Source organism: Rhizobium sp. Leaf311, assembly GCF_001423445.1.
GTDB lineage: Bacteria > Pseudomonadota > Alphaproteobacteria > Rhizobiales > Rhizobiaceae > Agrobacterium.
On record NZ_LMNZ01000022.1, the window covers coordinates 118392 to 143488 of the forward strand.

Below are 25097 nucleotides of genomic sequence, written 5' to 3' on the forward strand. Positions count from 1 at the left end.
TCATGCGTCTCCGTCGTACCAGAACGCGTCTGGCATATAGACACCGAGATAGGATGTGGGCTCAAAACCGTAGAGGCCCTTTTCCGGAACATTCCGCATTTTCGCCGCGTGGACGATCGGTTGCAGGGCGCTGTTGACGATGCCGATGGAAAAGACCTGCTGGGAATAGATGCTGAGCATCTCGAGCCAGATATTGCGACGGTCTTCTTCCTTCACGCTTCGCCGCCATTGTTTGAGAAGGGCCAGGAGATGCGCGGCCTCAGGCAGGTCAGGCTCGACACCCTCGCGCCCGCCAGACAGGTAGTGCACGCCCCAGACGGGCCATTGCAGCTGGTCATCTCCGGTCGGAGCGAGTCCCGCGGGCAGCATGTCGGGCGTCGGCACGGCATTGTCCATGCCGAACCACACCGACATCATCACCTCGCCACCCATGGCCCGCTTTCTGAACACGTCGCGCTGGGTCGGACGGCTGGAAAGCGATATGCCGAGCTGACGCCAATGGTCGGTCACGAGTTCAAGCACGTCCGTTTCAAGCGTGCTTTCACCGGCGGTTTCGACGATGATATGCGCCGCCCGCCCATCGGGCAGCAGCCGGATGCCCCTGTCATTGCGCTTGGTCAGGCCAAGTTCATCCAGCAGCGCATTCGCCATTTTCGGATTGAAGTCCGACCAGGCCCTGGCAAATTCCGGGCGGAACAGCGAGCTCTCAGGCAAGACCGTGTCGGCACTTTCCTTGGCGAGGCCATAGAAGCAGACCATGTTGATCTCGTGCCTGTCGATGCCGACAGAAAGAGCCCGTCGCATCCGCACATCGCGGAACAGGTTGCGCCAGACGTCGTCGCCGCAATTGAGGTTGGGCAGAAGACAGACGCGCGATCCCTGGCTGCGTGTCCACAGATTGACCTTCAGCGGAAAGCGATCTTCCGCCTCCTTGAGGTAGGTATAGTCGTTGAAATCCAGCCCCATGAACTGCAGATCGCTGTCGCCGGACGCAGTTTTTGCGGCAATGATTTCCGATGAGGTGACATTCAGCAGGAAGCGATCGAGATAGGGCAGCTGCAGGCCGTTTTCATCGACCCGGTGATAATACGGGTTGCGTTCGAAAATGAACTGCTCGGCAGGCGGCGGGGTGATGTTGCGCCAGGCGTCAAGCGTCGGAAGGTCAGGGTTTTCAGGCCGAAGCTGCCGCGACATCTTGATATGCAGGCTGCTCCAGTCATCCGCCTTGTTCTTCTTCGCCAATTTGGCAAGATTTTCCGGCGTCTGATATTTGATGTGGAACTGCTTCATGTAGGCCGATGGCAGGAAGATGCGTGCAGGAGATGCGCCCGCGAGCTTTGCCAGAAAATCGGGATTGGGACCTTCCCACGTGTAGCGAATGGTCAGGCGGTCGATGACCTCCACCTTGGGCGGCTTGTCGTAGACCAGCAACTCGATGGGTGGACCACCCTTGTGGATTTCCAGGTTGAGCGCCACGTCCTCCCAGAAATAGCGGAAGTCTTCCGAGGTAAAATCGCTGCCGTCAGACCATTTGTGTCCATCACGCAGTTTCAGCGTGAATATGCGCTCTTCATCGATCGTGTAGCCTTCCAGAATATCCGGCTGGAAGTTGAAGTTCTCGTCATAACCGACAAGGCGCGCATAGCTGTTGATGGGCATGAGGCGTATGTCACGCTGACCGCCAATCAGCATACGGACGGAGCCGCCATGGCGACCCGGCTGGCGGCCATGATCTGCGAGATTTATGACCCGAGGATTTTTGGGCAACCGCTGCTCAACCGGCGGAAGCTCGCCCTTGTCACGCTTGTCCTTGAAGAAATCGGAATCGATGTAGGCAGCGTTTGCTTTCCAGGGCGCGAAGACAGAGGCCAGAAGGGCAAGAGTTGTTCTACGGGTAATCACGAGCGCAGCTCCGACACATCGACATTTCCATTGGCCAGCACGAGATGCCCGTCGCCGAGGTCTGCGGTTACGAGAGTATCATTGTCATTGGCGCGAAACTGCTTGCCCCAGTCGAATTTGCCGGTCGCGCTGATCTTGCCGATGGTGCTGAAATCGAGCGGCCTGTCGAGATCCGGGAAAGGAACGGCAGCCAGCAGGGATTTGGTGTAGGGGTGGACGGGGTTGCGCATCAAGGCTTCCCTCGGCGCCAGTTCCACGATCCTGCCTTCGCACATCACGGCAACCCGGTCGGCCATGTAATCGACAACAGCCAGATTGTGAGAAATGAACAGGTAGGTCAGCCCGAGGTCTTTCTGCAAATCCTTCAGGAGGTTCAAAATCTGCGCCTGAACCGATACGTCGAGGGCCGAAACCGGCTCGTCGCAGATCAGCAGTTCCGGCCCAAGCGTCAGCGCCCTTGCAATGCCGATGCGCTGCCGCTGGCCGCCGGAAAAACTATGCGGGTAACGATTGAGCGCGCTGTCGCCAAGCCCGATTGCTTTCAGGAGGTTGCGAACCTTTTCGGATCGATAGGCAGCATCGCCTCGACCATGAATTTCGAGCGGCTCGCTCAGGATGTTGCTGACGGTCATGCGTGGTGACAGCGACGATATGGGGTCCTGAAAAACCATCTGAATCTTCGTGCGCAGTTCCCGCAGGTCGCCATCCTTTGCGTCGAGAACGTCGATATCGCCGGTGCGGCTATGGAATGTTATGGAGCCCTCGTCCGGTCGCACCGCGCGCATCAGGATCTTGCTGACCGTGGTCTTGCCGCTGCCGCTCTCACCGACGAGACCCAGACATTCGCCGCGCCGAATTTCAAAGCTCACGCCATCGACGGCCTTGGTTTCCAGGGATTTTCCAGAGGTGAACCAGCTCGATTTGCGGGTCGTGAATGTCTTGCTGACATTGTTGACGGTCAACAGCACGCCGTCCGCCTTGTCGACATTGGCGGATGACTTGCCGATCAGGCTTTCCTTGTCGATGACGACATCGCGAAGCGCCTTCAGCCTTTCGCCCGGTTTCATGTCGAAATGCGGAACGGCGGCCATAAGACCCTTCAGATAGGGGTGGGAGGGTGCGCGGAAGATGTCGTCCACCGTTCCGGACTCCATGATTTCGCCCTGGTAGATAACAGCAACTTCATCGGCAATGTTGGCGACCACACCCAGATCGTGGGTGATGAGCAACATGCTCATGTTCAGCTTGTTCTGCAGGTCGCGAAGCAGCTTGAGAATCTGCGCCTGGATCGTCACGTCGAGTGCCGTCGTCGGCTCGTCTGCGATCAGCAGGGCCGGGCGACAGATCAGCGCCATGGCAATCATGGCGCGCTGGCGCATCCCGCCAGACAGCTCGAAAGGGTACATGTTGCAGATTTTTTTTGGATTGGGAAAACCGACGAGGTCCAGCGTCTCCTCAAGCTTGGCCTGTCTTTCCCTAGGTGTCAGCACCGACTGAATTCTCAAAGCTTCATCGATCTGGTTAGCGATCGTGTGGAGCGGCGAAAACGACGTCATCGGCTCCTGGAAGATAAGCCCGACGCGGTTGCCACGGATGGCTCGCATGGGCTTGCCATCGGGATCGAGGCTTAAAAGATCGACCGCACCCGTTTCCGGGCGTGCAGGATCGGAGAACAGCACGCGGCCACTGACCCTGGCGGTGCGTGGCTGGATACCCATGATGGTCTGGCCGATGACCGATTTTCCTGAGCCGGATTCTCCCACCAGCGCGGTGACCTTGCCGGGCAGAATACGAAGACTTGTATTTCTGACGGCGTCAATTTTGCCGCCCATCAAGGAAAAGGAAACCTGAAGATCTTCAATGCGAAGCAAATCGGCGCCTAAACTCATGCCAAGGGTGTCCTCACCGTTTCTTATCTTGCCTGGAGCAATTGTTTTGGGCCATTGAAATCACGTTATCGCAGCCCCCTAGTTCTGTCTATGCTCCTGAAACATCGAAAATTTAAGGATGTTCCGAATATCGCTCACATAATAGAAAACATGTATTTCGAAGATGTGTCCGAGTTATTAAACTCTGAGGGAGTTGCCATGTCTGATAAGGCCAGTCTGGATAAAAAGCTGTCGGAGATCAGGCAACTGATTGCGGTGAGGCAATTTGATGAAGCCCGCGAACGTCTCGCCCGGCTTTCCGATGAGCCGGATAGACATTTGATGGGTGAGACGACGGCGCTTGGGCTGCCAAGGAAGCTTCACTCTGCCTTTCTGGCTCTTGCAAAGGCGCAGCGAGACAAGGTCAGCACGACGGGCCACCAATATCTCCTTGTTCCGCCGCCTGACGTTCTTGAGCCCTTTGGCCGCTTTTCGCTCGATGAGCGTCGGTGGATTGCGGCATTGAACCGCGAGCCGGTTCCAAGGATCATCCATCAGATATGGATCGGCGATCGCCCGGTGCCGGTGTCAACACAGGCATGGTCGGACCACGCCCGTCAAAACGGGATCGAGTATCGCCTGTGGCGCGAGAGGGACCTTGATGAAGCCGGCATTTCATCAAACCCTGTCTTTTCCAGAATGGTTGAAGACGGGGATTATCCCGGTGCCGTCGATGTTGCCCGCTACGTCATTCTTTCGCGCTTTGGCGGAATCTACCTCGATTGCGATTTTTATCCTGCCCGGGACGATGTGAGCTTTTTCGATATGCTGCCGATGATCGGTTTGACCGCATTCGGCGAGGACGTGCCCCGCAAGACGGGCCAGGGCAGCCTGTTGCTGGCAAATTCTTTCATCGCCACGCCCGCCGGTCATCCGGTGTTCGAGCGGATGCTGCAATCTTTCCCCGAGATATTCCAGAAATTGCCAAGGGCACCCGCCTGGTGGGCGACGGGGCCGTTGATTTTTACGGAGGTGGCGCGCGGAGCGGGATCGGTATCGCTCGCGGGCGGAAATTTTGTCTTGGCCGCGCTGCCGGACCGTGCGCCACTCAGCGCGGTGGACGATCTTCGTCGCGGCGTGCAAGCTGCAGATGGTGGGCTGCTGATCGCATGGAAGTCATGGTGAAATTTCCTTGAGCCAAAGGCGGGATGAGCGCCAGCGGCAGGCGGGATGGCTGGATGTGACTTCGAAGAGCGATCGAAGGAAAGCCCATACGGTTTCGTCATGGTCGAGATGGTGCGTCAGGATCCCGGTCATGCGGCCGCTGTCCTGAGCGGTGCGAATGCGCATCGCTATGTCTGCAAACAGCGTGTCGTGGTCCTTGCCGCCGCGCGAGCCACGCCAGTCGATAACATCAATATGGGTGTTGAGAAGGGGAAGGCTGGTTTCCTCCTCCGGCCCATAGACTGAAAGGGCCTTGTAGCCGAGGTCTGGCAGGTGCTCGACCACGGCGGCGTCGATACGATTCCAGGGCGGCACAAGCATGGGAACACATCGGTCCCCATGCAGTGCCTGAAGCTTGGCGAGCCCCTGGCGTAACTCTCCCAGCACGAGATCGAGGGGTCTGTGCAGTCCCAGTTCGCGCTTTTTTTCCTGCGGCCCTGCGTGGTTGCGATGTGCCCAGCCGTGAACGGCAACATCCACGTTGGAGTGTTTCTCGAGACGGGCGGCCAGGGCATCGCCCGTCGGCTCAGGTATGACGGCAAGTGTTGAAGCTACGGCAAACTCTCCGCAAAGGTCCAGAAATCTGTCCAGCGCCGGTGTCGGCTCGACCGCGTCATCGTCACGCAACCAGAAATCCGCAACGATCTCGCGTCCGGCGAACTCATCCAGCGTATCAAGCAACAGTCTTTTACTCATGATGTCTCTCCCGGCAGGGATTTGATAATGGCGTCAAGCGTGGCGGCGGCGCTGCCGAGCGAGCGTTCGGAGAGGGCGAAATGTCGGGCCCTGGCTGCCATTTCCAGCCGCAGGGTTTCGTCTTTCATCAACAGCAGCAATGCATCGGCATAGGCTTCTGTGTTGCCCGCTTCCGTCAACAGGCCGGTTTTACCACTCGTGACGACAGCGGGAACGCCAGCCACCCTTTCGGCGACCACTGGCAGGCCCGCTGCCTGTGCCTCCAGATAGGCAAGTCCATAGGCTTCGCCGTGCCCGGGCCAGACATAGAGGGACGCGCGGGAAAGAATGGTGGCGATGTTTTCTGGCGTCTGTTCGCCATGCCAGATGATGCGCTCATGATCGACGCTGTCGAACAGCCCGCGTACCGTCTCGCGCTCCGGCCCGTCTCCAACAATATCCAGCGACCACGGACAATCCTCCGGCAGGAGCTGCAACGCCTGTGACAGCGCACGGTAGCTGCTCAGCTTGTCGCCCGCGCGCATCATGGCCACGGTCGCCATCCGGTAGCGAATGGGCGATGAAGCTGTCTTTTCGAAGAGGGCGGTATCGATGAAGGGGGGCAAAAGCGCCGATTGAAGCAGGGGCTCAGCATTCAGGAGACCCTGTCTGTCCCGTTCCGTAAAGCAGATATTGACCGCAGCTAACCGTAGATCTGCCAGCAATTCGGTCTGGATCGCCTCCCAGCCCATGCCGTTGCGCTTCGGTGAATAGGAGGCTTCCGCTGTCACATAGGTCACGCCGAAACTTTGGCACAGCGATGGCCCCAACAGGTCACGGGCCTTGTAATAGGGGTGGTAGCAGAACCAGACATCCGGTGTGCCGTCGCGCTGCCATGCCGCAGCGATGCCTTCCCGCTCCCTTTCAGCCGCCAGTTTCAGACTATCCTGTCCCTCGCCAACCGGTTCGCGTTGAAAGCTGCGAAGCTCGGAAACGACCTCTACCTCATGCCCACCCAGCTGGAGTGCCCTGATCAAAAGGCGCGACATCAGCCTGTCGCCGGAGGGAACGGGATGGTTGGGCGATTTCAGCGGAGAATAGAATGCGATTTTCATGTGCTAGTTCTGCTTTGCCGCAGAAGGCTTCGTCAATGGGAAATCGAGGCTGCCAACCTTGACACTCTGCTTCTTCTTGCCCAACTGATGAACATCTTTTTCCATGCGCGGAGCGCAATCAGCTTTGACATCCTCATCCAACGCACAACACCTTCTCGAACTCGTCCAGTCCAGAAAAGCGACGGCAGGCGTCATCGGCCTTGGCTATGTCGGCCTGCCACTGGCCATGACCATTGCCAATTCCGGCTTCAAGGTCGTGGGTTTCGACATTGACCCCGGCAAGATCACGGCAATCGATGCCGGCAAAAGCTATATCGAGGCGGTATCTGACGATATCCTGAACGGAGCGCGAGAGAATGGAGGGTTCATCGCGACCTGCGATTTTTCGCAGCTTGCAGACTGTGATGTCATTGCCATCTGTGTGCCGACGCCGCTGACGAAATACCGCGATCCCGATCTCTCCTACGTGGAAAACACCTGTCGCGAGATAGCCAGCAGCCTGCGCCCGGGACAGCTTGTCGTGCTGGAATCAACGACCTATCCCGGCACCACGGATGGGGTGGTCAAGGCCATTCTGGAAAAGACCGGCCTGCGGTCGGGCACCGATTTCTTCCTTGGCTTTTCTCCGGAACGGGAAGATCCCGGCAACCGCGACTTCCAGACCTCGACCATTCCCAAGGTGGTATCTGGCGATGGCGCTGATGCAGCGACATTGATGACGGCGTTTTATGGGGCCGTGGTAAAGACCGTGGTTCCGGTTTCCACCAATGCGACTGCGGAAGCGGTGAAGATTACCGAAAACGTGTTCCGGGCTGTCAACATCGCGCTCGTCAACGAATTGAAGGTCGTCTACGAGGCGATGGGTATCGACATCTGGGAAGTTATCGATGCGGCCAAAACGAAGCCCTTCGGGTACATGCCCTTTTACCCCGGTCCCGGGCTTGGTGGACATTGCATTCCCATCGATCCGTTTTACCTGACCTGGAAATCACGCGAATACGACCTGCCGACACGTTTCATCGAGCTTGCGGGGCAGATCAACACTGCCATGCCGGGCCATGTCGTCGGTCGCCTTGCGGAGGCTCTCGACCTGCATCTGGGCAAGGCTCTCAGCCGGTCCAAGGTTCTTGTCGTCGGGCTGGCCTACAAGAAGAACGTTCCCGATATTCGCGAAAGCCCCTCGCTGAAACTGATCGAGCTGATTTCCGAGCGAAAGGGACAGGTGTCCTATTTCGATCCTTTCGTGGCCGAAATCCCGAAAACACGCGAATATGGCGATCTGCTTGGAATGAAGTCCGTCTCCTGGGACAAGCAGACAATCGAAAGTTTCGACGCGGTTCTGGTCGCGACCGACCATGACAATATCGATTATGCCAGCCTCAGCGAGTGGTCGCCATTGATCATCGACACCCGCAATGCCTTTGCCAAGCGCGGGATTGTGGCCAAGCATATCATCAAGGCTTGATGGAAGAGAAAAATGAGCAGACTGGACAGCTTCATTCGCCGTTTGACGGCACAGAGGGACATATTGAACCATGTCCAGGCCGATCTCGACCTGCCTGACAATGGTCCCGTCATGGAGATAGGTCTCGGAAACGGTCGCACCTTCAATCATCTGCGCGAAATTTTTCCCGGCCGTCGCATCATCGCTTTCGATCGTGCCATGGGCGCCCATGCGTCTTCCGTGCCGGAAGAGGGCAATCTTGTCATCGGTGAGATATCCGAGACAGCGCAGGCCTATCTCGGCGTTGATGCGTCGCTGGTTCATGCAGATATCGGTACCGGTTATCCTGAAAAGGATGCCATCACACTGACCTGGCTGCCGCAGCTCGTTGCCGGAATGCTGGCGCGCGGCGGTGTCGCAGTCAGCGGGTTGCCGCTCGATGATGCTTTGCTTGTGCCTCTTCCCGTCCCGGCCTCCGTACCAAAAGACAGGTACTTCCTCTATCGGAAAGCCTGATCCTTACAGGAACCTTCGGCTTTCCAGTTCCGAGATGAGGAAGACCCTCATCTCGTTGCGTTTGCCGCGAATGGCAATCGTGCGTCGCTCCAATGTCTGAGCATCATGGCCGGACTGCCGCAACAGGGGCTCCGATACCACAATCGACGTATCGAATTCCTTGGCCGCGCTTTCGAGGCGGCTGGCGACATTGACCGTGTCGCCAATTGCGGTGAGGTTTTTGGCGTCGCCATATCCCATGACCCCGACGATGGACGGGCCCGCATGGATGCCGACCACCACCTTGAGCTTGACCGCGAATTGCCGCTCGAGCTCTTCATTGAGCGTTTCGACATTGCGCAAAATATGCGCTGCGGCCTTGAGCGCGTTTCGGCTTGCCAGATCCTTGTCTCCATCCAGGCCGAAAAGCGCCATCGCGCCGTCGCCGATGAACTTATCGAGCCTTCCACCCGCATGTTCGACCGCCTGACCAACCATCGTGAAGTAGCGGTTCAGCAAAAACACCATGTCATAGGGAAGACGCGCTTCCGAGAGTGCGGTGAAATTGCGCAGGTCACAGAAGAGGACAGCAATTTCCTCCTCCCGGCCCGGCCGGATCGGTTCGGCATTGGGAGGCATATCTCCCTTCTGCCGCGAGGATAAGAGAAGCGCCACACTCAGATTATGCCGAGGTCGCAACTGGCAGCCCAGCCGGACATCGTCATCGGCGTGAACACGCTGCAATGTCGCTCTTTCCAGGCTGGAAGGTTCCGGCAGCGGCCCATCTGTCTGGATGATCCGCACGCGGCATGTCGAGCAGCGACCCTTACCGCCACAGGCTGAGAAGTGGGAAACACCGCCTGACCGGCTGGCCTCCAATATGCTCAACCCGGCGGGCACGCGCACCAGCGCGCCATGATCGTAGCGGATTTCGAAGGCGTTGGATCGTTGTCGCCAGCTGCGTGCGCCGCGCATCACGAACACCAACAGCACAGCACCCCCAAAAATGGTCTTCAGGCCGGCGGTGACACGATCAACAACCGCCTCCAACTCAGCCTGATTGGGGTGGACGACACGAACCGGCGGGTTGGTTTCCATGGCCCGGCCCGCATCGCTGAAGCCAAGAAGTGCGAGGATTGGCAAAAGAACGGCAAATGTCAGAAGGTAGGGCGAGATCTGCTTGTACCAGTCTCGATATCGCAGCCAGTAAAAGACGCCGAGGCACCCGTGCAACCAGATAAGGACGAGCACAGTGCTTTGGCGCAATCCCAGCATCGGGTTGCGGATCCAGAAATTGTTGATGACAACCTCATAGCCGATATCGATACTGTAAAGCGCGCGTGCCAGCCGAATTCCGGCGGCATGATCGATGATCATGTAGGGGATCAGCAGTCCCAGAATAATCTGGGTTGCTTCGCGCACCGGCATTTTCAGGGTTCGGCGTGAATAGATCGTACGCAGGACAAGGGTGACATGCACAAGAGCGGCGCCATAGAAGATGACGCTGCTGACGGGGTTAAGCCAGATGAGGCTAAACCAGCCGCGCCCATATTCGGCGGCTTCCAGCGAAATCAATGCCAGCGAATGATTGAGCAAATGGCTGAAAACGAAAGTAAGCATGACAAGGCCGGAGAGCAATCGCGCACGTCTGAGCGACGTCTCCGACACGATATCATCCATGCTTGATGTCTCCGTTGCCTAAAACCTGTTGCAGCGTGGCGACGGACAGGGGCGTCCAAGTCGAAACCGTCTGTTGCTATACTTGAACGCGGGGAAATTCAGAATAGAGCGATGATCACGTCGTCGGCATTTCACCGAGCCTGCACTGCTCGATGCCGGTCACACCGTCTCAAAGCTCAATCGTGTCGCCATCACGCGCGGCAAAGGCACCCGAGAACTCTTTTTTTGCATCGGCCTCGATGGCGTCCAGATCATCATCCGTGCGGAATGGCGCGTGGTGAATGAAGCCGACACGTTTGGCGTTTGCGTGTTTCGCCAGAAGGCAAGCCTGCTGCCAGGAGGAGTGGCCATAACCGCGATAGGTCGACATTTCCGCCTCGGTAAAGGAGGCATCGTAGAGAAACAGATCGACATTATCGATCAATTTCAAAACGGATTTGTCCAGCTTGCCGTCCTCATGCTCGGTATCGGTGATGATCGCCAGACTGCGACCTTGCCAATCGATGCGATAGCCTATCGCATTGCCGGGGTGATTGAGCATTCCCGTGGTGATCTCAAGCTCGGGATGGACCGACAGGACGTCGCCGGCCTTGAAATCCCGGGTAATGATTTGCGCGCAACAGATATCCAGAGGTGCTGGAAACCATGGCGGGCTCATGAATTCGGCAAGCATTTCCCGCGTGGTTTTCTGGCCTGCCAGATGGCCGGACCAGATACGAACGTCATTTTCGCGGTTGAAGAAGGGCTTGAAATAGGGGAAGCCGACAATGTGGTCGTAATGGCAATGGGAAAAGAACATGCTGACATCGCCGATGCCTTCGGCCTTGAGAGCCTGTCCCGCCGGCAACAGGCCCGAGCCTGCATCGAACAGCAAGACGTGTTCTCCGCATCTCACCTCGATGCAGATGGTGTTGCCGCCATATTTTTGGAATTTTTCTCCTGAGACGGGAAGCGTTCCTCTTGCTCCCCAGATCTTGACCCGAAATTCCTGCTTACTGTCCCGACGATGATCGTCGGACTTCAACGCCATGATACACCCCAGTTTATCACATGTGTCCAAGCTCCTCCTTCGGACACCGTGCCTCTTTCTGTCTTGCCCCAGCTCAGGCGAGAACCAATACCGCTCTGCCTTATTACGTTCAGCATTTCAGTTTTATTACAATAGCACCACTTTTATTTTTATTTCTGCGGTGCTGCTGCGGCAAATGCCGCTCTATGCCTTGTTCTCGGACCTGGCTTTGCTCAATTCGGTGGTGGTCTGTGTCAAGCGTTCGGCAAGAACCCGCATCACCTTGATGGTAATTTCCGGAAAGTCCGACATCAGCTTGAAAAACTGTTCCTTGCCAATTCTCAAGGCTTCGACGGAGGTAGAAGCACGAACGGTCGCGGTTCTGACGCTATCGCAAAGAATGGCGATTTCACCGACGATGGCGTTTCCGCTCATTTCCGTCAGTTTTATCGGACCGGAAGGCGAGTCAATGAGAACGTCAACCTTGCCGGTCAGAAGAACATAAGCGGCATCGCCAAGGTCACCCTGACGGAACAGCTCGTCACCGGCATGGTATGAAACCCGATCAGATGCAAATGCGAGCAACTTCAGCTTGGAAGGTTCCATTTCGCTGAAGAAGGGAACGCGTTTCAGCATCTGAATTTCGTCTTTGAAAAGCATTGCCTTTTCCTGTCCGTGTTCCTGACCGCCTGTATTACCCATCAGGCTGCGATCATTTCTTTGAATGTACCGTTTTCTTCTGCAAGAGTCTCATAGGGGCCGTCTGCAACAACCGATCCGTGGTTTATTACGATAACACGGTCAAACATTTTTGATAGTGACGGGTTGGACAACACCCACAGAACGGCGGGATTTGTCCCGTCGCTTCTGAGAAAGTTGATGACATTGTCAACAATCTCCTGCTGAAGCCGGTGGTCGAGGCCGGGCAGGGGTCTGTTAAGGACGTAATAATCCGACTTGCGCATCAATGCCCGCGCCAGATTGAGCTTCTGCCGCTGCAGCGGTCCAAGACGCTTGCCGCCGGCCCCGAGATTGAATTCCAGCCCCACAGCCAGAACCTTCTCGTAAAGGCCCTGCTTCTTCATTGCATCTGCAACAATCCTGGTGATGCGTCGTGAGGCATCGGCATAGCGATGGCTGATCTTGCCGAACAGGATATTGTCGAGAAGACTGGTGGATGTGGCGTATTTTTCCGGATCATAGGGCTCGATCCAGCTGCGAAGGTCATCCGGCAGTTTCTCATGGAACATGTGGCGGACCTCCACAATCTTGTCCATCACCTCCTGCGTCAGGAGGCCGAAACGCTGGCGGGGCTCGATATAGAAGAAACTCAGGCGCAGCATGGCCCGCTTTTCCGCTTCGGTCGCATCCTTGTAGCCCTTGCCCTGCAGGCGTTGCAGCATCTGCTGATAGCCGGGGATATCGTCCGCGGTCATGAAGGTAAGCTGCTGGAAGAAGGGGTGGTCTGGCGGAAGATCGCTGAAGATTTCAACGACGTTTTCCGCGATTGTGTAGCCCATATGGAAGAGCGTGTCGGACAGGCCGGTTCCACGCATCAACGCGCGGAAATAATCGCTGTTGATGATCATGCTGCTGCCGGTGGTGGCATCCCGCATGGTGCCGAACATGATGTTTTCACCCACCGTCGCTTCGGTGTTGTAGCTGTTTGGCTCGAACGGCACGATCAGCCCGCTGAGGTTCTCTCGATCAAGTTCCGTGCGCAGGGCCTGTCGCAGTTCAACGATCCGGGCCGCCAGATGCAGGTCGGTCAGCGGGTCGATGGACGAGCGCAATGCAAATTCCAGCACATCAGGCGATAGCTGCACCGTATCGAGCACCGAGAGCATGGCCTTGAGAAACTGCTCTTCCTCGTCGCTTCCCGCCGGACTTGACGCATAGTCGATCCAGTCGCTGTTGATGTCGATATCAGGGTTCTGGGCAAGCTTTGCTTCGCGGACTTCCCATTTGCGATGTTCCAGTTCAGCACCGCTATAGACTTTCGGCTTCAGCGGCGCGTGTTTGAGGCCGTAAACCAGATTTTCCTTCAGGCTTGCATGGAAGAAATAGGTGTCTGCAGAAACGTAGGAAATCCGTCTGCCGGTGACGGATTCGGGCAATTCGTGAAGGTCGGTGTCGCCAAGGGTGATCTTGCCCGAGGTCGGCCAAAGTGTTCGCCCAAGTGCATCGGCAAGCGCTTCTGCGCCAGCGGTGCCGACGATTGCGATTGTTTCCCCCGGATTGATCGTCAGACTGGCCTGATCGAGCAAACGTGTGCCGCTATCGTCATCGAGGGACAGTCCGGCGATTACGATGGGGCCGGTAATCGCTGCTGCTGCCTGTGGCGACAATTCCTGGATTTTCGCGGCCATCATCAGCGGTGAGTCGAACTGCTCGAAGACCTGCTCGTACTTTACCTGCACGTCCTGGCGCGCCTGATCCCAGTCGATCAGTTCCTTCAGTGGTCCGGGAAGCTCTTTGTAGGCGTTGATGACGGCCACGAGCTGGCCCACGTCCAAACTGCCTCGCAGGGTCAGATATCCGCCCAGCGCATAGAAGAAGAAAGGCGTCAGCTGTGCCAGGAAATTGTTGATGAACTTGACGATAAATTTCCACTGGTAGAGATCGTAGCGGATTTTGAAGATCTCACCCAGACGGTGCGCCGCATCCGCCCGTTCGTAATTGGATGTGTCATAGGCGTGGATCGTACCGATGCCATCGACCATTTCGCCGATGCGGCCCGCGAGTTGCCGGGCGCTCAGCTGGCGTTGTCTGCCAAGCTCGATAAGACGACGGCGCATCTGCGGAATGATGCCAACCTGAATGGCGGCCATGAAGGCGGCAATCAGGCCGAGCCAGAAATTCTGCACGAGAATGAAGAAAAGGGCCGACAGCGCTTGCCCGCCCAGAAGTGCGGGCTGGACAAAGGCATCGCCGGTAAATCCACCCAGCGGCTCTACCTCATCCTTGATCATGCTGGAGATTTCCGCACCCTTAACCCGTTTGAAGTGGGATGGCGGAAACAGAAGAATGCGGTCGATCAGCTGGAAGCGTATGCGGCGGAGAAGACGTTCGCCGAGACGACCCTTGTAGGTGTTGATGTAATATTTGAAGAGCCCGTTGACGATGACGAGAGCCAGAAATGTCAGGCTCAAGCCCATCAACATTCCCAGTCGGCTCAGTTCGATGCCCGGAAACAGCGTGACCGTCCCGATATAGGGAAGATCAAAGGCAATATGCATGAAGAGTTGCGTCGAGTTGACGCCTTCAAATCCGTCCCCCTGAATGGGGCCGTTGACGATCTGTTTTGGCAGGTCGAAGGCAAGAAAATAGGGAATCATCGAAAGAGCGACGATGAGCAGGATGTAAAGCTGCTGCCGCCGCGTGTGATTCCAGATGTAACGGGTTAGACTTTTTTCCATGTAGGATTTCTACGCCTTGCCGTGCCGAGCGGTATGATTTTCAGACCGGATACACCTGGAAATCATACGGCTCGTCTTCAGACTATGAACGGGACTGGATGGCGCGATCATAAAAATTCTCGCCCTCCGGAATGGTCAGAAGGTAATCGATGTTTGCAACTGCGTCAAAGCCGCAGTCGTGGGAAGAAGGGTGCGTTTCAGAATAGTTTAATGGCGGTTATATAGGTCAGAAACCTTGGAAAATAAGGTACCAAAGTTGGCGAATACAATATTGCCGACTTAAATTTCGTCCGTCCAGTTCAGAAGTGAAAGGCACGTCGACTGCCAAGGGATTTCAGTGCACCCGAGGGCCTGTCTCCGCTTTGGGCGTCGAGCCTCTCAAGGTCGATGTGCCTTGTCTGACCGGGTGCCAGATGAAACCAGTCGTCCGATGGTCTGAAACCTTCAGCTTCGACATGCACTGACTGGGCGAAAACGTCGGTTTTTACCCGCAACGTCCACAGACAGTCGTTGTGAACAAGCTCGGTTTCCAGCGTTGCTGGATGCATCGCCATCTGCCGCCCCTGCGGGAAATGGAAGGACGATGCGAGATGCGCGCCGCTTTTCTGATCGTAGAGATTTGCTACCGTGACATCATGCGATGGCGGCCCGAAACGGTAGGCGTAGGTCGTATCGAAGAATGCTCCGAACAAATCGGTTGCCGGGATTTTCTGCCTGTCGCGGGCGGCAAGGGTGACCGATGTTTTACCCGTCACGACCGGCTGAAGGCCGTCGCGCAGACACGTGACGTCAACGACAAGATCCATGTCGACGGCGGTTTCGTTGATGACGTGGATATCGAGCCCATTGGTACCCTCATCCGTCAGCGCCAGTTGCAGCGGACGAAAGGCGCGCCTGAGCCCATACCAGATGGACTTGGGCTCTCCCGTTGCGTCAATGACGCCCCAACCCGGCCCAGGTAGCAGGTCCTGGAGTGTCCAGACCAGTGCGCCATTGCAACTGGAGCCGCAACGCCGCCATTCCGCAAACGTCGCCTCGACAAGTTCGGCGGTGACGGCGCGGGACAGATCGAGGTAACGGTCGGCATCCTGCCGCCGCAAGACGCTGGGCTCTACAGCGTAGAGCAAGGCGAGATAGTGATCTCTCACATCCTCGAAATCCCATGATGCGCCACGATCCCTGGGCACGCGCATTTTCCACATCGGATCATGTACCGGCTTTACCGGAAGATGCTTGTCCAGTGTGCTCTGCTGCGGCACGTTGGCAAAGGCGAGGCATTCCGCCGCAAAGCGCAGATCGGCACGCCTTGCATCGTCCAAAGGTCGGCAATAGGCGCCCACGCCGTAATAGTGGCCAACCTTTTCATTCGGCAAAAACGGCAGGGCTCCGCCGAACGGCGAGTTGGGAACATAGGCCACGTCCGGGCGCAGCCGCGCTACATGGGCTGGCAACAGGTCTTCCGTCAATGGCCCTTTCCAGAACTGTTCGGAAAGGCCCATCATCGCGCCCTGCTGGTACATTTCGCTGCCGCCGCACAGCACGGTCAAGGATGGAGACAGCGCCGTGGCGCTCAGAAGCTGCGAGATTTCCGTTTCTATGTGCGCGAGAAATCCTTGATCCTTTGCCGGATAATCAAAATTGGCCAGCATCATATCCTGCCACACCATCAGCCCCAGTTCATCGCAGAGCGCGAAGAATTCCGGTGTTTCATAGGCCATGGTCCCGCCGATGCGGATCATGTTCATTCCGGCCTTCGCCGCAAGGCGCAACCAGGGTTCGTAGTCGGACCTGCCACCCGGCAGCCGCACGATATCCGCCGTCGTCCATACGGCTCCCCGGCAGAAGACGGGAACGCCGTTGATCCGGATACCAAAGCTCTTGCCATCCTCGCCATGTTCTGTCTCGATGCGCCGGAAACCGGTCGTGCCGAGCGTGAAGACCTGCTCGTCGATACGAAGCGTCACATCATGAAGCGTCGGCGTGCCGTGCGTTGCAGGCCACCATGGCTCAATATTCTCCAGCCGCAACGTGCCCTCGAAAATACCGTTCTCTGTAGCCGTCAGCTTTTCTGATCTGCCGGCGCAAGTGACTTCGACATTAGCGGCGTTGCTGTGGATACGGATCGCGAGATGAAGCAGACCTGCTCCGTCCACCGCCAGTTCAGTGCGCGATGAGACCATGTCAAAGCTGCGTTCTGTCCGGCTTGTCAGGCGAACGGGCCGCCATGGGCCTACTGCGTGAACCTCGGGGCACCAACCCGGCATATAGCCGAGCGCCGTCGTTCTGATCAGGCGCAAGCCTTGGCTGCTCATCATCTGTGGTCGCCAGCGCGCCCTCGGACCTGTTGCCTTGAGGCGTGGAGTCAGAGCGCGAAAGCAGATCGCGAGGTCATCGGCGCCTGAGGGAGTGAATGGCACGTCGGTTGCCTCGAACATGCTGTCCGAGTGCGCAACGCATTTGCCATTGAGAAAAATCTCGGCGACCGTCGCCAGCCCCTCAAAACGCAGAATGGCCGGTTCCAGCGTTTCAGATGTGATCGATACTCGATACCATGCGTCCTGGGTGTCGAGCGGCACCGGGTTCAGCCGGTCAAACGCTCCGAGGATTTCCAATGCCTGCGCAACGGTCCCGGGAACTGGTGCCGCGATGGTCTTCGCTTCTGCAGGAATGTCGCCGGGTGCTTGGAAGGCATTGGCGGGCGTCAGCGTCAGGGTCCAGCCGTGGCTCAAGAGCCGGCCTTGCGGGGTTTTGGTTGCGGACATCGCCGTCACGCTGCCTCGCTCGCCTTGCCAAGCGCAGCCTCAAGTTCCGCCATCATCTCGTCCCATGCGTCGATTGCGGGATCAAGAGCTGCTGCGAGTGGATCGAACCTGCGCCGGGCGATGGCACGGGCAAGCTGAAACTGCACGGATTTGGCGACTTCGGATATCCGCAGAGCCTGAACCGCCGCGCCGGAATGGCTTATATCCCCGCCAAGCCACTCCAGATGGCTGGCGGCCAGTTCGAAATTGGCGCCAAGCTGACGCAGCGTGTTGAATGCGTATTTATGGAAAAAGCCGAAGGGTCGGTCCGCCACTTTTTCCACCTGCGACGGGAAAACCTCGGCAAAGGCCCTTACAGGATTTTTCTTCGGTCTTCTCGCAAAATGCTGGATCAGCAGGCGCTGCGCCGCTTCCCGTCTGTCGCGATCATCAACAGGATGTTCGGGAAATTTGGCAAATTCCGTGTAGGGAAGAAAAGGAAGATCGTCATCACCGAGGTGATGCTGGAAAATGCCGGAGAAATCCTCACCTTCAAGCGCGAAATAACCGGCATTGTGGAAATATTCCAGTCTGCGGTTTTGCAGGTCCATGCGGTTTATGGCGACCGTCGTCTTGCCGTGCTCCTTGCGATAGCCGACGCCCTGCGTGTCGGGCATGTAGAAGCTGTCCATTTCGATCAGGCAGATGCGACCGCGCTGCAATTGCGTTTCGACGTGGCTCTCAAGCCTGTCGAAAATCGCGAGCTCCGTCACCCGGATGCCATAGAGCGTTTCCAGGTCTTCGAGCGGCACCTTGAAGAAGGTGAACTGATCGCCTTCGAAGTCCTGCGCCAGTGTAAAACCCAGCATGGCCTCTGGCGGCAAGGCGCTTGCCGCCAGAAGTTCGATCCACAGATCGACGTAGCAATTGGTTTCCGGCCACATCCGCTCCGATGAATGCAACGGATGTGGAAGATAGGCTTCGGCACTCAACGCCGGAAATATGCTGGTCATGCCGTCCTTAGCCCCACAAAGCGTCCCGCACGGATTGTGGCCATGTCTCGACATCCAGTCCATGTTTTGCAAACAGGGCAAGCGCAATGCGCTCCAGTCCGAAGCCGACGCAGGCGGTATGGGCAACGGCACCATCGGCGAGATTGAGGCCCCATTTTGCGCCGAATGAGTCCTGATGGTAGTTGAAGCTCATGCAAGCGGTCAGGTTGGCCGTGGATGTGACGGGCATCAGCAGCTCGAATTTCAGGTTCTGGTCGCGCTGGTTGTTGGCCAGCATCTTTCCAGCCCGCCCGAAGAAGGGATCGTTGGCGATCTCGAGCTTGACGTCCAGGCCGACCTTTTCCATCATCTCCACGCCGCGATCCATCCACAGCTGGCGGAAGTCGGTAACATCGCCTTGGGTGCCGATGCGAACATATTCACGCATACGGAAAAGCTGCTGCCGGGCCGGATCCTTGGATGGTTCATGGCGGAAGCAGTAGGACTGGATATCGTAAAGACCGCCGCCGCTGGGGAGGTTGCCGCGCTTGGCGATGGTCGGATAGAGCGGGTAGCAGGCAGCAGGGGTCAGGACGATATCGGTAATCTTCTGGTCTTTCGTCCAGTCGGTGCCCTCGTCCATGCTCTTGATCAGGCTGACATGATCCAGTTCGCAGCCGCAGAAGGAGTGGACCGTGCCGGCCAGTTGCGGAAAGCTTTTCATGTAACCGCTTTTTTCGAAATAGGCGCGGTTGATGCCGGGGGGGAAGCGGATCACTTCCGCATTGTCTGCACCGCCGAACTTGCCGATGAGGCGTTCGAATCCTGAAATGACGTCTTCGAACTGGCCGCTGCGACCGTAGAGTCCATCGACGCCGGTATCGATCAGCAGTCCCTTGTCGAACAGGCGATCGAGAAACGATGTTTGCATATCCATGGTTTTATCCCGAGAGGCTGGTGTCCTGCTTCTGCACGAGCAGGAGATTGGCGGAGTTGCTGAGGATTCGGTCATTGGAGATCATCAGCTGTGCCGAATGGGCATCTCGAAGATGCCGCCCGAGGCTGAAGGGCGTACCGTTCTTGTAGCCCATGATGCCGCAGATCAGCATGGCATGGTTGATGATTTCCAGAATGGTTTCCGACGAGCATATCTTGACGTTGTTCATGGCGATGGCAAAGGCCATCGACATCAGCCGGTCGGGATCGTTTCTGGTGTCTTCATAGGCCTTGAGACCAGCAATGACGTTCGATTTCACAATCTGCAGCTTGCTGGATACTTCTGCCAGACGAATAGCGCCTGGAGGTGCGACACCGGGCGACTTGCGGGCTGCTGCGCGAACGAATGCCTGGGCGCGGAGGACAGCATCGGCGGCGATGCCGTACCACACGCCGCTCCACAAAAGGTGGGAGGTTGCCAGCATGGATTGCGCGGCGATTTCCGCAAAGGGTTTCGGAAAAATCTGCTGTGCGGGCGCTTGGCCCTTGAACAGAAATCCGTCCGAGCACGTGCCTCGCATACCCAGCGTGTTCCAGACATGCGTCTTTTCAAGGCTGTACTGGTTCTTCAGGAAAACCGTCATGACCTGGTCGGCAGGCGCAGCATCGGCATGGGCGCGCGATGTAATGAGAATGGCGTCCGCTTCACTGCCGTAGGAAATGACGGTGGCGTTTTTTTCCAGCGTGCAATTCTCGCCATCGATATGGATCGCGCAGATCGAGTTTCGCAGATTTCCGCCTATGCCGCCTTCCGTCGTTGCCGAACCCAGCAGAAGCTGCTCGGCTGCCACACGCCGCATGAAATCGGTGTGCCAGGCGCGCTCCTCACCATGCTCGACAAGGCTGGATGCCTTAATGTGGTGCATGGCGAAAATCATTGCCGTTGCAGAGCAGGACTGCCCAAGGGTGCAGCAGATGTCCGCAATCTGCGAAAGGCTGGCACTCTCGCCGCCGAGATGTGCCGGAACCTGAATCCCCAGAAGCCGTTCCGAGCGCAGGGCATCGACAGCTTCCTTCGGGAACCGTGCGGCCGCATCGACGTCATCCGCATGGTGTGCGGCGATTGACGCGACCCGAGCCGCGCGCGCAGAGAGCGTGGCATTGGGCGGTGCGACGGAAAGGTCCATTACGCCGCCTCTTTGCCGTCGAGAATCGTCTTCACTGTGGTTTCGATTGCGTGGATGCTCGCAAATGACTTGCGATTGAGCATACTGTCAGGAAATTCGATATCGAATGCGTCTTCGATACCAAGCATCAACTGTACTGATGCGAAAGAAGAAAGTCCCGCTGCATAAAGATCAGCGTCGTCAGCGATTGTATCGACCGGCGCAGGGAGCTGCCCGAATTTCGATAGTATTTCACGAATTGTTGAATTCATTCCCTATATTCTCCCATATTAGCGCGTCATCATAACGCATTCTTCGAAATAAGCTGGAAAAAATAACATTCGTATAAATGGCTAGGTTAATTTGTCGTGACCGCTAAAAAAGCGCCCAATATCGCAACTTGACAAAAGATGACGCCGGGTCTTTCATTGCGACATTCACCAGGGGGGTCCCGGCAAGGGGCTGAGATACTGCTAGCGCGCGCAGTGACCCGTTGAACCTGATCCAGTTCATACTGGCGTAGGGACGGTGCAAACGCGGAACTGGCAGTTCGACCTCGTCGAACATTATCGCTATTCGTCCGTGGTTTTTCGTCTTCATGCTCGAACTGGGTCTCCACTGTCTTTGCTTTGGAGCCTCACGATGAACATTGCCGCTAAAAATCTCTCGCCTGTCGTCACCACAGGCCCGCTTCCTGCCTCCACTAAAATCTACAAGCCGGGAACCCTTCACCCCCATATTCGTGTGCCGATGCGAGAAATCGCCGTGCATCCAACAGCCGGCGAACCGCCGGTCACAGTCTATGATTCCTCCGGCCCCTACACCGACCCTTCCCATACCGTCAGCATCGAGAGCGGCTTGCCCCGGCTGCGTCATGACTGGGTCGTCGCTCGGGGCGATGTGGAGGTCTATGATGGCCGCCACGTCAAACCGGAGGATAACGGCTTTGCGACGGGCGAGCGGCTGACACCTGAATTCCCGCTGCGTCATCGGCCGTTGAAAGCCAGGGACGGGAAGGCCGTCACGCAGCTCGCATATGCCCGAGCAGGTATCATCACACCGGAAATGGAATTTATCGCCATTCGTGAGAACCTTGGCCGCGAGGCGATCAAGGACAAGCTGGTGCGCGATGGCGAAAGTTTTGGTGCACATATTCCAGATTTCGTCACGCCGGAATTTGTGCGTCAGGAAGTCGCCGCTGGCCGGGCGATCATTCCCGCCAATATCAACCACCCGGAAGCCGAGCCGATGATTATCGGCCGCAATTTTCTGGTCAAGATCAACGCCAATATCGGAAACTCTGCGGTGACCTCCTCCATGGCGGATGAGGTCGACAAGATGGTTTGGGCCATCCGCTGGGGTGGCGACACCGTTATGGACCTTTCCACCGGTCGCAACATCCATAATATCCGGGAATGGATCATCCGCAACTCTCCGGTCCCGATTGGCACTGTCCCTCTCTATCAGGCGCTGGAAAAGGTGGGCGGCATTGCCGAAGACCTGACCTGGGAGGTGTTTCGCGATACTTTGATCGAGCAGGCCGAGCAGGGCGTCGACTATTTCACCATCCATGCGGGTGTGCGGTTGCATTACATTCCGCTCACCGTCAACAGGGTCACCGGTATCGTTTCGCGTGGTGGCTCCATCATGGCCAAGTGGTGTCTGCATCACCACAAGGAGTCCTTCCTCTACGAGCATTTCGAGGAAATCTGCGACATCTGCCGGGCCTATGACGTTTCCTTTTCGTTAGGCGATGGCCTGCGTCCCGGCTCTATTGCCGATGCCAATGATGCTGCGCAGTTTGCAGAACTGGAAACGCTTGGAGAACTGACACAGATCGCCTGGGCGAAAGACTGTCAGGTGATGATCGAAGGGCCTGGCCATGTGCCAATGCACAAGATCAAGGAGAACATGGACAAGCAGCTGAAGGTCTGCGGCGAGGCACCCTTCTATACGCTTGGGCCGCTCACCACCGATATTGCCCCCGGCTATGACCACATCACCTCAGGCATCGGCGCTGCCATGATCGGCTGGTTCGGCACGGCCATGCTTTGCTACGTCACGCCAAAGGAGCATCTCGGTCTGCCGGACCGCAATGACGTCAAGGTTGGCGTGATCACCTACAAGATCGCCGCCCATGCCGCCGATCTCGCCAAAGGACATCCGGCGGCACAGATCCGCGACAATGCGCTATCGCGGGCGCGCTTCGAGTTTCGTTGGGAAGATCAGTTCAACCTGTCGCTCGACCCTGAGACAGCCAGGTCCTTTCACGATGAGACCCTGCCCAAGGAAGCGCACAAGGTCGCCCATTTCTGCTCGATGTGCGGGCCTAAATTCTGCTCGATGCGGATTTCGCACGACATTCGTGCCGAGGCGCAGAAGGAAGGTCTGGAAGCCATGGCGCAGAAATTCCAGCAGGGCGGTGATCTCTATATGCCGCTGGAAAAACCGGCAGAGGGCTGAGATGGATGTTCTTATCAAGGGCGCAGGCGTTGCGGGTCTGACGGTTGCGCTGGAACTTTCCCGCCGCGGTGCCTGCGTTACCTTTTGCGATCCGGCGCATCAACCAGGGCGCGGTGCGTCCTGGTTTGCGGGCGGCATGTTGGCACCCTGGTGCGAAAGGGAGAGTGCGGATGAGGCGGTGTTGACGCTCGGCCAATCCGCCCTCGACTGGTGGGACGAGGCCACGCCGGGTCTTGTTGTCCGCAAAGGCACGCTGGTTGTGGCCCAAGGCAGGGACAAGGCTGAACTGTCGCGCTTTGCGTCGCGCACGACGGGTTATCGCTGGGTGGATGAGGCCGAAATTGCGGCGCTCGAACCTGATCTCGCAGGGCGTTTTCCGATCGGTCTTTTCTTTGAGGGCGAGGGGCATCTCGATCCACGAGCCGCCCTCAATGCGCTTCATGAGCGGCTTGTCTCTCTCGGCGTGGATTTCCATCTGGGGGCAGACGTCGTTGACGAAAAAGCCTTCCCCCATCGCGTGGATTGCACGGGCGCCGCGCAGGCGGGCAGACTTGCCGGTCTTCGTGGGGTTCGGGGTGAGATGCTCTATCTCGCCACGGACGAGCTTGCGCTGTCACGTCCCATTCGAGTGCTTCATCCACGCATCCCGCTCTACATCGTGCCTCGCGACAAGGGGCGCTTCATGGTGGGGGCAACGATGATCGAAACGCAGGAGAGCGGGCCGATAACCGCCCGCTCGATGATGGAGCTGCTAAACGCCGCCTACGCGCTTCACCCGGCCTTCGGGGAGGCACAGATCATCGAGACGGGAACGGGCGTGCGCCCGGCCTTTGCCGATAATCTTCCGCGTGTCGTTGAGAATGATGGCACGCTTTTCGTCAATGGAGCGCACCGGCATGGTTTTCTGCTTTCGCCAGCCATGGCGCAACAGGCGGCCGGTATTTTGCTTTCAAAGGAGGTTTCCCATGAAAATTCTCGTCAATGGGCAAGAGCATGATCTTGCTGCCGACCGGCTTTCGACCGTTCTGACAGCGCTTGACTATGAAGGCGAGTGGCTGGCGACTGCCGTCAACGGCGATCTCGTCCACGCGCAGGATCGCGGTGACTTTCGCCTCAAGGAATTTGACCGGGTTGAAGTTCTTTCACCCATGCAGGGAGGGTAGGCCATGCTGAAACTCTACGAACGCGAGATTGGCTCACGGTTGCTGCTTGGCACCGCACGTTATCCCTCGCCTGCCGTTCTGGCCGATGCGGTGCGCGCCAGCAAGACGGACATTCTCACCATTTCGTTGCGACGGGAAATGGCCGGAAGCAGGCAAGGCGGGCAGTTTTTCGAGCTTATCCGGGAGCTGGACCGCAATATCCTGCCCAATACTGCCGGTTGCCATACCGCAAAAGAGGCTGTTCTGACGGCGAAAATGGCACGCGAGGTTTTCAAGACAAACTGGATCAAGCTGGAGGTGATCGGCAACCACGATACACTTCAGCCGGATGTGTTTGCGCTGGTGGAGGCTGCCCGCATTCTCAGCGATGACGGCTTCGAGGTATTTCCCTATACGACAGACGATCTTGTGGTGGCCGAAAAGCTGATCGATGCCGGTTGCAGGATATTGATGCCCTGGTGCGCGCCCATCGGCAGTGCCATGGGGCCGTTGAACGTGACGGCCTTGCGCTCCATGCGGGCCCATTTTCCGGATGTGCCGATGATCGTCGATGCGGGGCTGGGGCGCCCTTCCCATGCGGCAACCGTTATGGAGCTTGGCTATGATGCCGTGCTTCTCAACACGGCCGTTGCCGGAGCGGGCAATCCCGTCATCATGGCGGGTGCCTTTGCAAAGGCGGTGACCGCCGGGCGCGAAGCCTATCTTTCCGGTATGCTGGAGCCGCGGGATATGGCGGTTCCTTCGACGCCGGTCATCGGGACGGCGGTGTTTTCCTGAGGCGTTGACAAGAGGATGGCACGGCGAG

The 25097-nt window shown here is 57.5% G+C and carries 20 protein-coding genes and 1 riboswitch; of the genes, 7 read left to right on the forward strand and 13 right to left on the reverse strand.

Translation table 11 applies throughout. The features are described from left to right. Both ASF69_RS21175 and ASF69_RS21180 read right to left on the reverse strand, forming a co-directional pair. Entirely contained in the window at positions 1 to 1902 is a 1902-nt protein-coding gene (locus tag ASF69_RS21175) for an ABC transporter substrate-binding protein (RefSeq protein ID WP_062590369.1), read from the reverse strand. Further along, entirely contained in the window at positions 1899 to 3791 is a 1893-nt protein-coding gene (locus ASF69_RS21180; RefSeq protein ID WP_062590371.1) for an ABC transporter ATP-binding protein, read from the reverse strand. The genes ASF69_RS21175 and ASF69_RS21180 overlap by 4 nt, the downstream gene beginning before the upstream one ends. 198 nt (positions 3792 to 3989) lie before the next feature. Here ASF69_RS21180 and ASF69_RS21185 point away from each other — a divergent pair, with 198 nt between their 5' ends. Continuing rightward, positions 3990 to 4955: a glycosyltransferase gene (locus ASF69_RS21185; RefSeq protein ID WP_062590373.1), complete on the forward strand. Its 966-nt coding sequence runs from the start codon at positions 3990 to 3992 to the stop codon at positions 4953 to 4955. On the opposite strand, the gene ASF69_RS21190 is transcribed toward ASF69_RS21185, so the two are convergent. Together ASF69_RS21190 and ASF69_RS21195 are read right to left on the reverse strand one after the other, a co-directional pair. Further along, entirely contained in the window at positions 4947 to 5690 is a 744-nt protein-coding gene (locus tag ASF69_RS21190) for a polysaccharide deacetylase family protein (RefSeq protein WP_062590375.1), read from the reverse strand. The genes ASF69_RS21185 and ASF69_RS21190 overlap by 9 nt on opposite strands. Next, the gene (locus ASF69_RS21195; RefSeq protein WP_062590379.1) at positions 5687 to 6784 is read right to left on the reverse strand and encodes a glycosyltransferase family 4 protein; all 1098 of its coding nucleotides are present in this window, start codon (positions 6782 to 6784) and stop codon (positions 5687 to 5689) included. The genes ASF69_RS21190 and ASF69_RS21195 overlap by 4 nt, the downstream gene beginning before the upstream one ends. Positions 6785 to 6908: 124 nt before the next feature. Here ASF69_RS21195 and ASF69_RS21200 point away from each other — a divergent pair, with 124 nt between their 5' ends. Together ASF69_RS21200 and ASF69_RS21205 are read left to right on the forward strand one after the other, a co-directional pair. Next, on the forward strand, positions 6909 to 8249 hold the full coding sequence (locus tag ASF69_RS21200; protein ID WP_062590460.1) for a nucleotide sugar dehydrogenase: 1341 nt from the start codon (positions 6909 to 6911) through the stop codon (positions 8247 to 8249). Positions 8250 to 8261: 12 nt separating this feature from the next. Next, the gene (locus ASF69_RS21205; protein WP_062590381.1) at positions 8262 to 8744 is read left to right on the forward strand and encodes a class I SAM-dependent methyltransferase; all 483 of its coding nucleotides are present in this window, start codon (positions 8262 to 8264) and stop codon (positions 8742 to 8744) included. 3 nt (positions 8745 to 8747) lie between these two features. On the opposite strand, the gene ASF69_RS21210 is transcribed toward ASF69_RS21205, so the two are convergent. The 9 genes from ASF69_RS21210 to ASF69_RS21250 form a co-directional block, all read right to left on the reverse strand. Next, positions 8748 to 10403 (reverse strand): adenylate/guanylate cyclase domain-containing protein, encoded by a 1656-nt coding sequence (locus tag ASF69_RS21210; protein ID WP_062590383.1) that lies wholly within the window; start codon positions 10401 to 10403, stop codon positions 8748 to 8750. A 169-nt stretch (positions 10404 to 10572) separates the two neighbouring features. Further along, positions 10573 to 11433, reverse strand: coding sequence for an MBL fold metallo-hydrolase (locus ASF69_RS21215; RefSeq protein ID WP_062590385.1), 861 nt, complete (start codon positions 11431 to 11433; stop codon positions 10573 to 10575). Between the two features lie 183 nt (positions 11434 to 11616). Continuing rightward, on the reverse strand, positions 11617 to 12072 hold the full coding sequence (locus ASF69_RS21220) for a cyclic nucleotide-binding domain-containing protein (protein WP_062590462.1): 456 nt from the start codon (positions 12070 to 12072) through the stop codon (positions 11617 to 11619). Between the two features lie 41 nt (positions 12073 to 12113). Next, the gene (locus ASF69_RS21225; RefSeq protein WP_062590387.1) at positions 12114 to 14831 is read right to left on the reverse strand and encodes an ABC transporter ATP-binding protein; all 2718 of its coding nucleotides are present in this window, start codon (positions 14829 to 14831) and stop codon (positions 12114 to 12116) included. Between the two features lie 299 nt (positions 14832 to 15130). Further along, positions 15131 to 17593 (reverse strand): glycoside hydrolase family 2 protein, encoded by a 2463-nt coding sequence (locus ASF69_RS21230; protein ID WP_062590388.1) that lies wholly within the window; start codon positions 17591 to 17593, stop codon positions 15131 to 15133. 5 nt (positions 17594 to 17598) lie between these two features. Beyond that, positions 17599 to 18585, reverse strand: coding sequence for a DUF1839 family protein (locus ASF69_RS21235; protein ID WP_062590390.1), 987 nt, complete (start codon positions 18583 to 18585; stop codon positions 17599 to 17601). 7 nt (positions 18586 to 18592) lie between these two features. Beyond that, complete coding sequence (locus ASF69_RS21240) at positions 18593 to 19501, reverse strand: amino acid--[acyl-carrier-protein] ligase (protein WP_062590399.1); 909 nt, start codon at positions 19499 to 19501, stop codon at positions 18593 to 18595. Positions 19502 to 19505: 4 nt separating this feature from the next. Continuing rightward, a complete protein-coding gene (locus ASF69_RS21245; RefSeq protein ID WP_062590407.1) occupies positions 19506 to 20687 on the reverse strand; it encodes an acyl-CoA dehydrogenase family protein in 1182 nt (393 codons plus the stop codon). Continuing rightward, positions 20687 to 20938, reverse strand: a complete 252-nt coding sequence (locus ASF69_RS21250) for an acyl carrier protein (protein WP_062590408.1) — start codon at positions 20936 to 20938, stop codon at positions 20687 to 20689. Before ASF69_RS21250 ends, ASF69_RS21245 begins: the two co-directional genes overlap by 1 nt. 160 nt (positions 20939 to 21098) lie before the next feature. Then, a riboswitch (TPP riboswitch) is annotated at positions 21099 to 21210 on the forward strand. 98 nt (positions 21211 to 21308) lie between these two features. Here ASF69_RS21250 and thiC point away from each other — a divergent pair. Genes thiC through ASF69_RS21270 form a run of 4 tightly spaced genes read left to right on the forward strand, consistent with a single transcriptional unit; the run spans position 21309 to position 25069 of the window. Next, on the forward strand, positions 21309 to 23129 hold the full coding sequence (thiC, locus tag ASF69_RS21255) for a phosphomethylpyrimidine synthase ThiC (protein WP_062590409.1): 1821 nt from the start codon (positions 21309 to 21311) through the stop codon (positions 23127 to 23129). Position 23130: 1 nt separating this feature from the next. After that, positions 23131 to 24126 (forward strand): glycine oxidase ThiO, encoded by a 996-nt coding sequence (thiO, locus tag ASF69_RS21260; protein ID WP_062590410.1) that lies wholly within the window; start codon positions 23131 to 23133, stop codon positions 24124 to 24126. Beyond that, complete coding sequence (gene thiS, locus ASF69_RS21265; RefSeq protein WP_062590411.1) at positions 24095 to 24292, forward strand: sulfur carrier protein ThiS; 198 nt, start codon at positions 24095 to 24097, stop codon at positions 24290 to 24292. The genes thiO and thiS overlap by 32 nt, the downstream gene beginning before the upstream one ends. Before the next feature lie 3 nt (positions 24293 to 24295). Continuing rightward, positions 24296 to 25069 carry a thiazole synthase gene (locus tag ASF69_RS21270; protein ID WP_062590412.1) on the forward strand — a complete coding sequence of 258 codons (774 nt, stop codon included), beginning with the start codon at positions 24296 to 24298 and terminating at the stop codon, positions 25067 to 25069. The last annotated feature ends 28 nt before the right edge of the window (positions 25070 to 25097 follow it).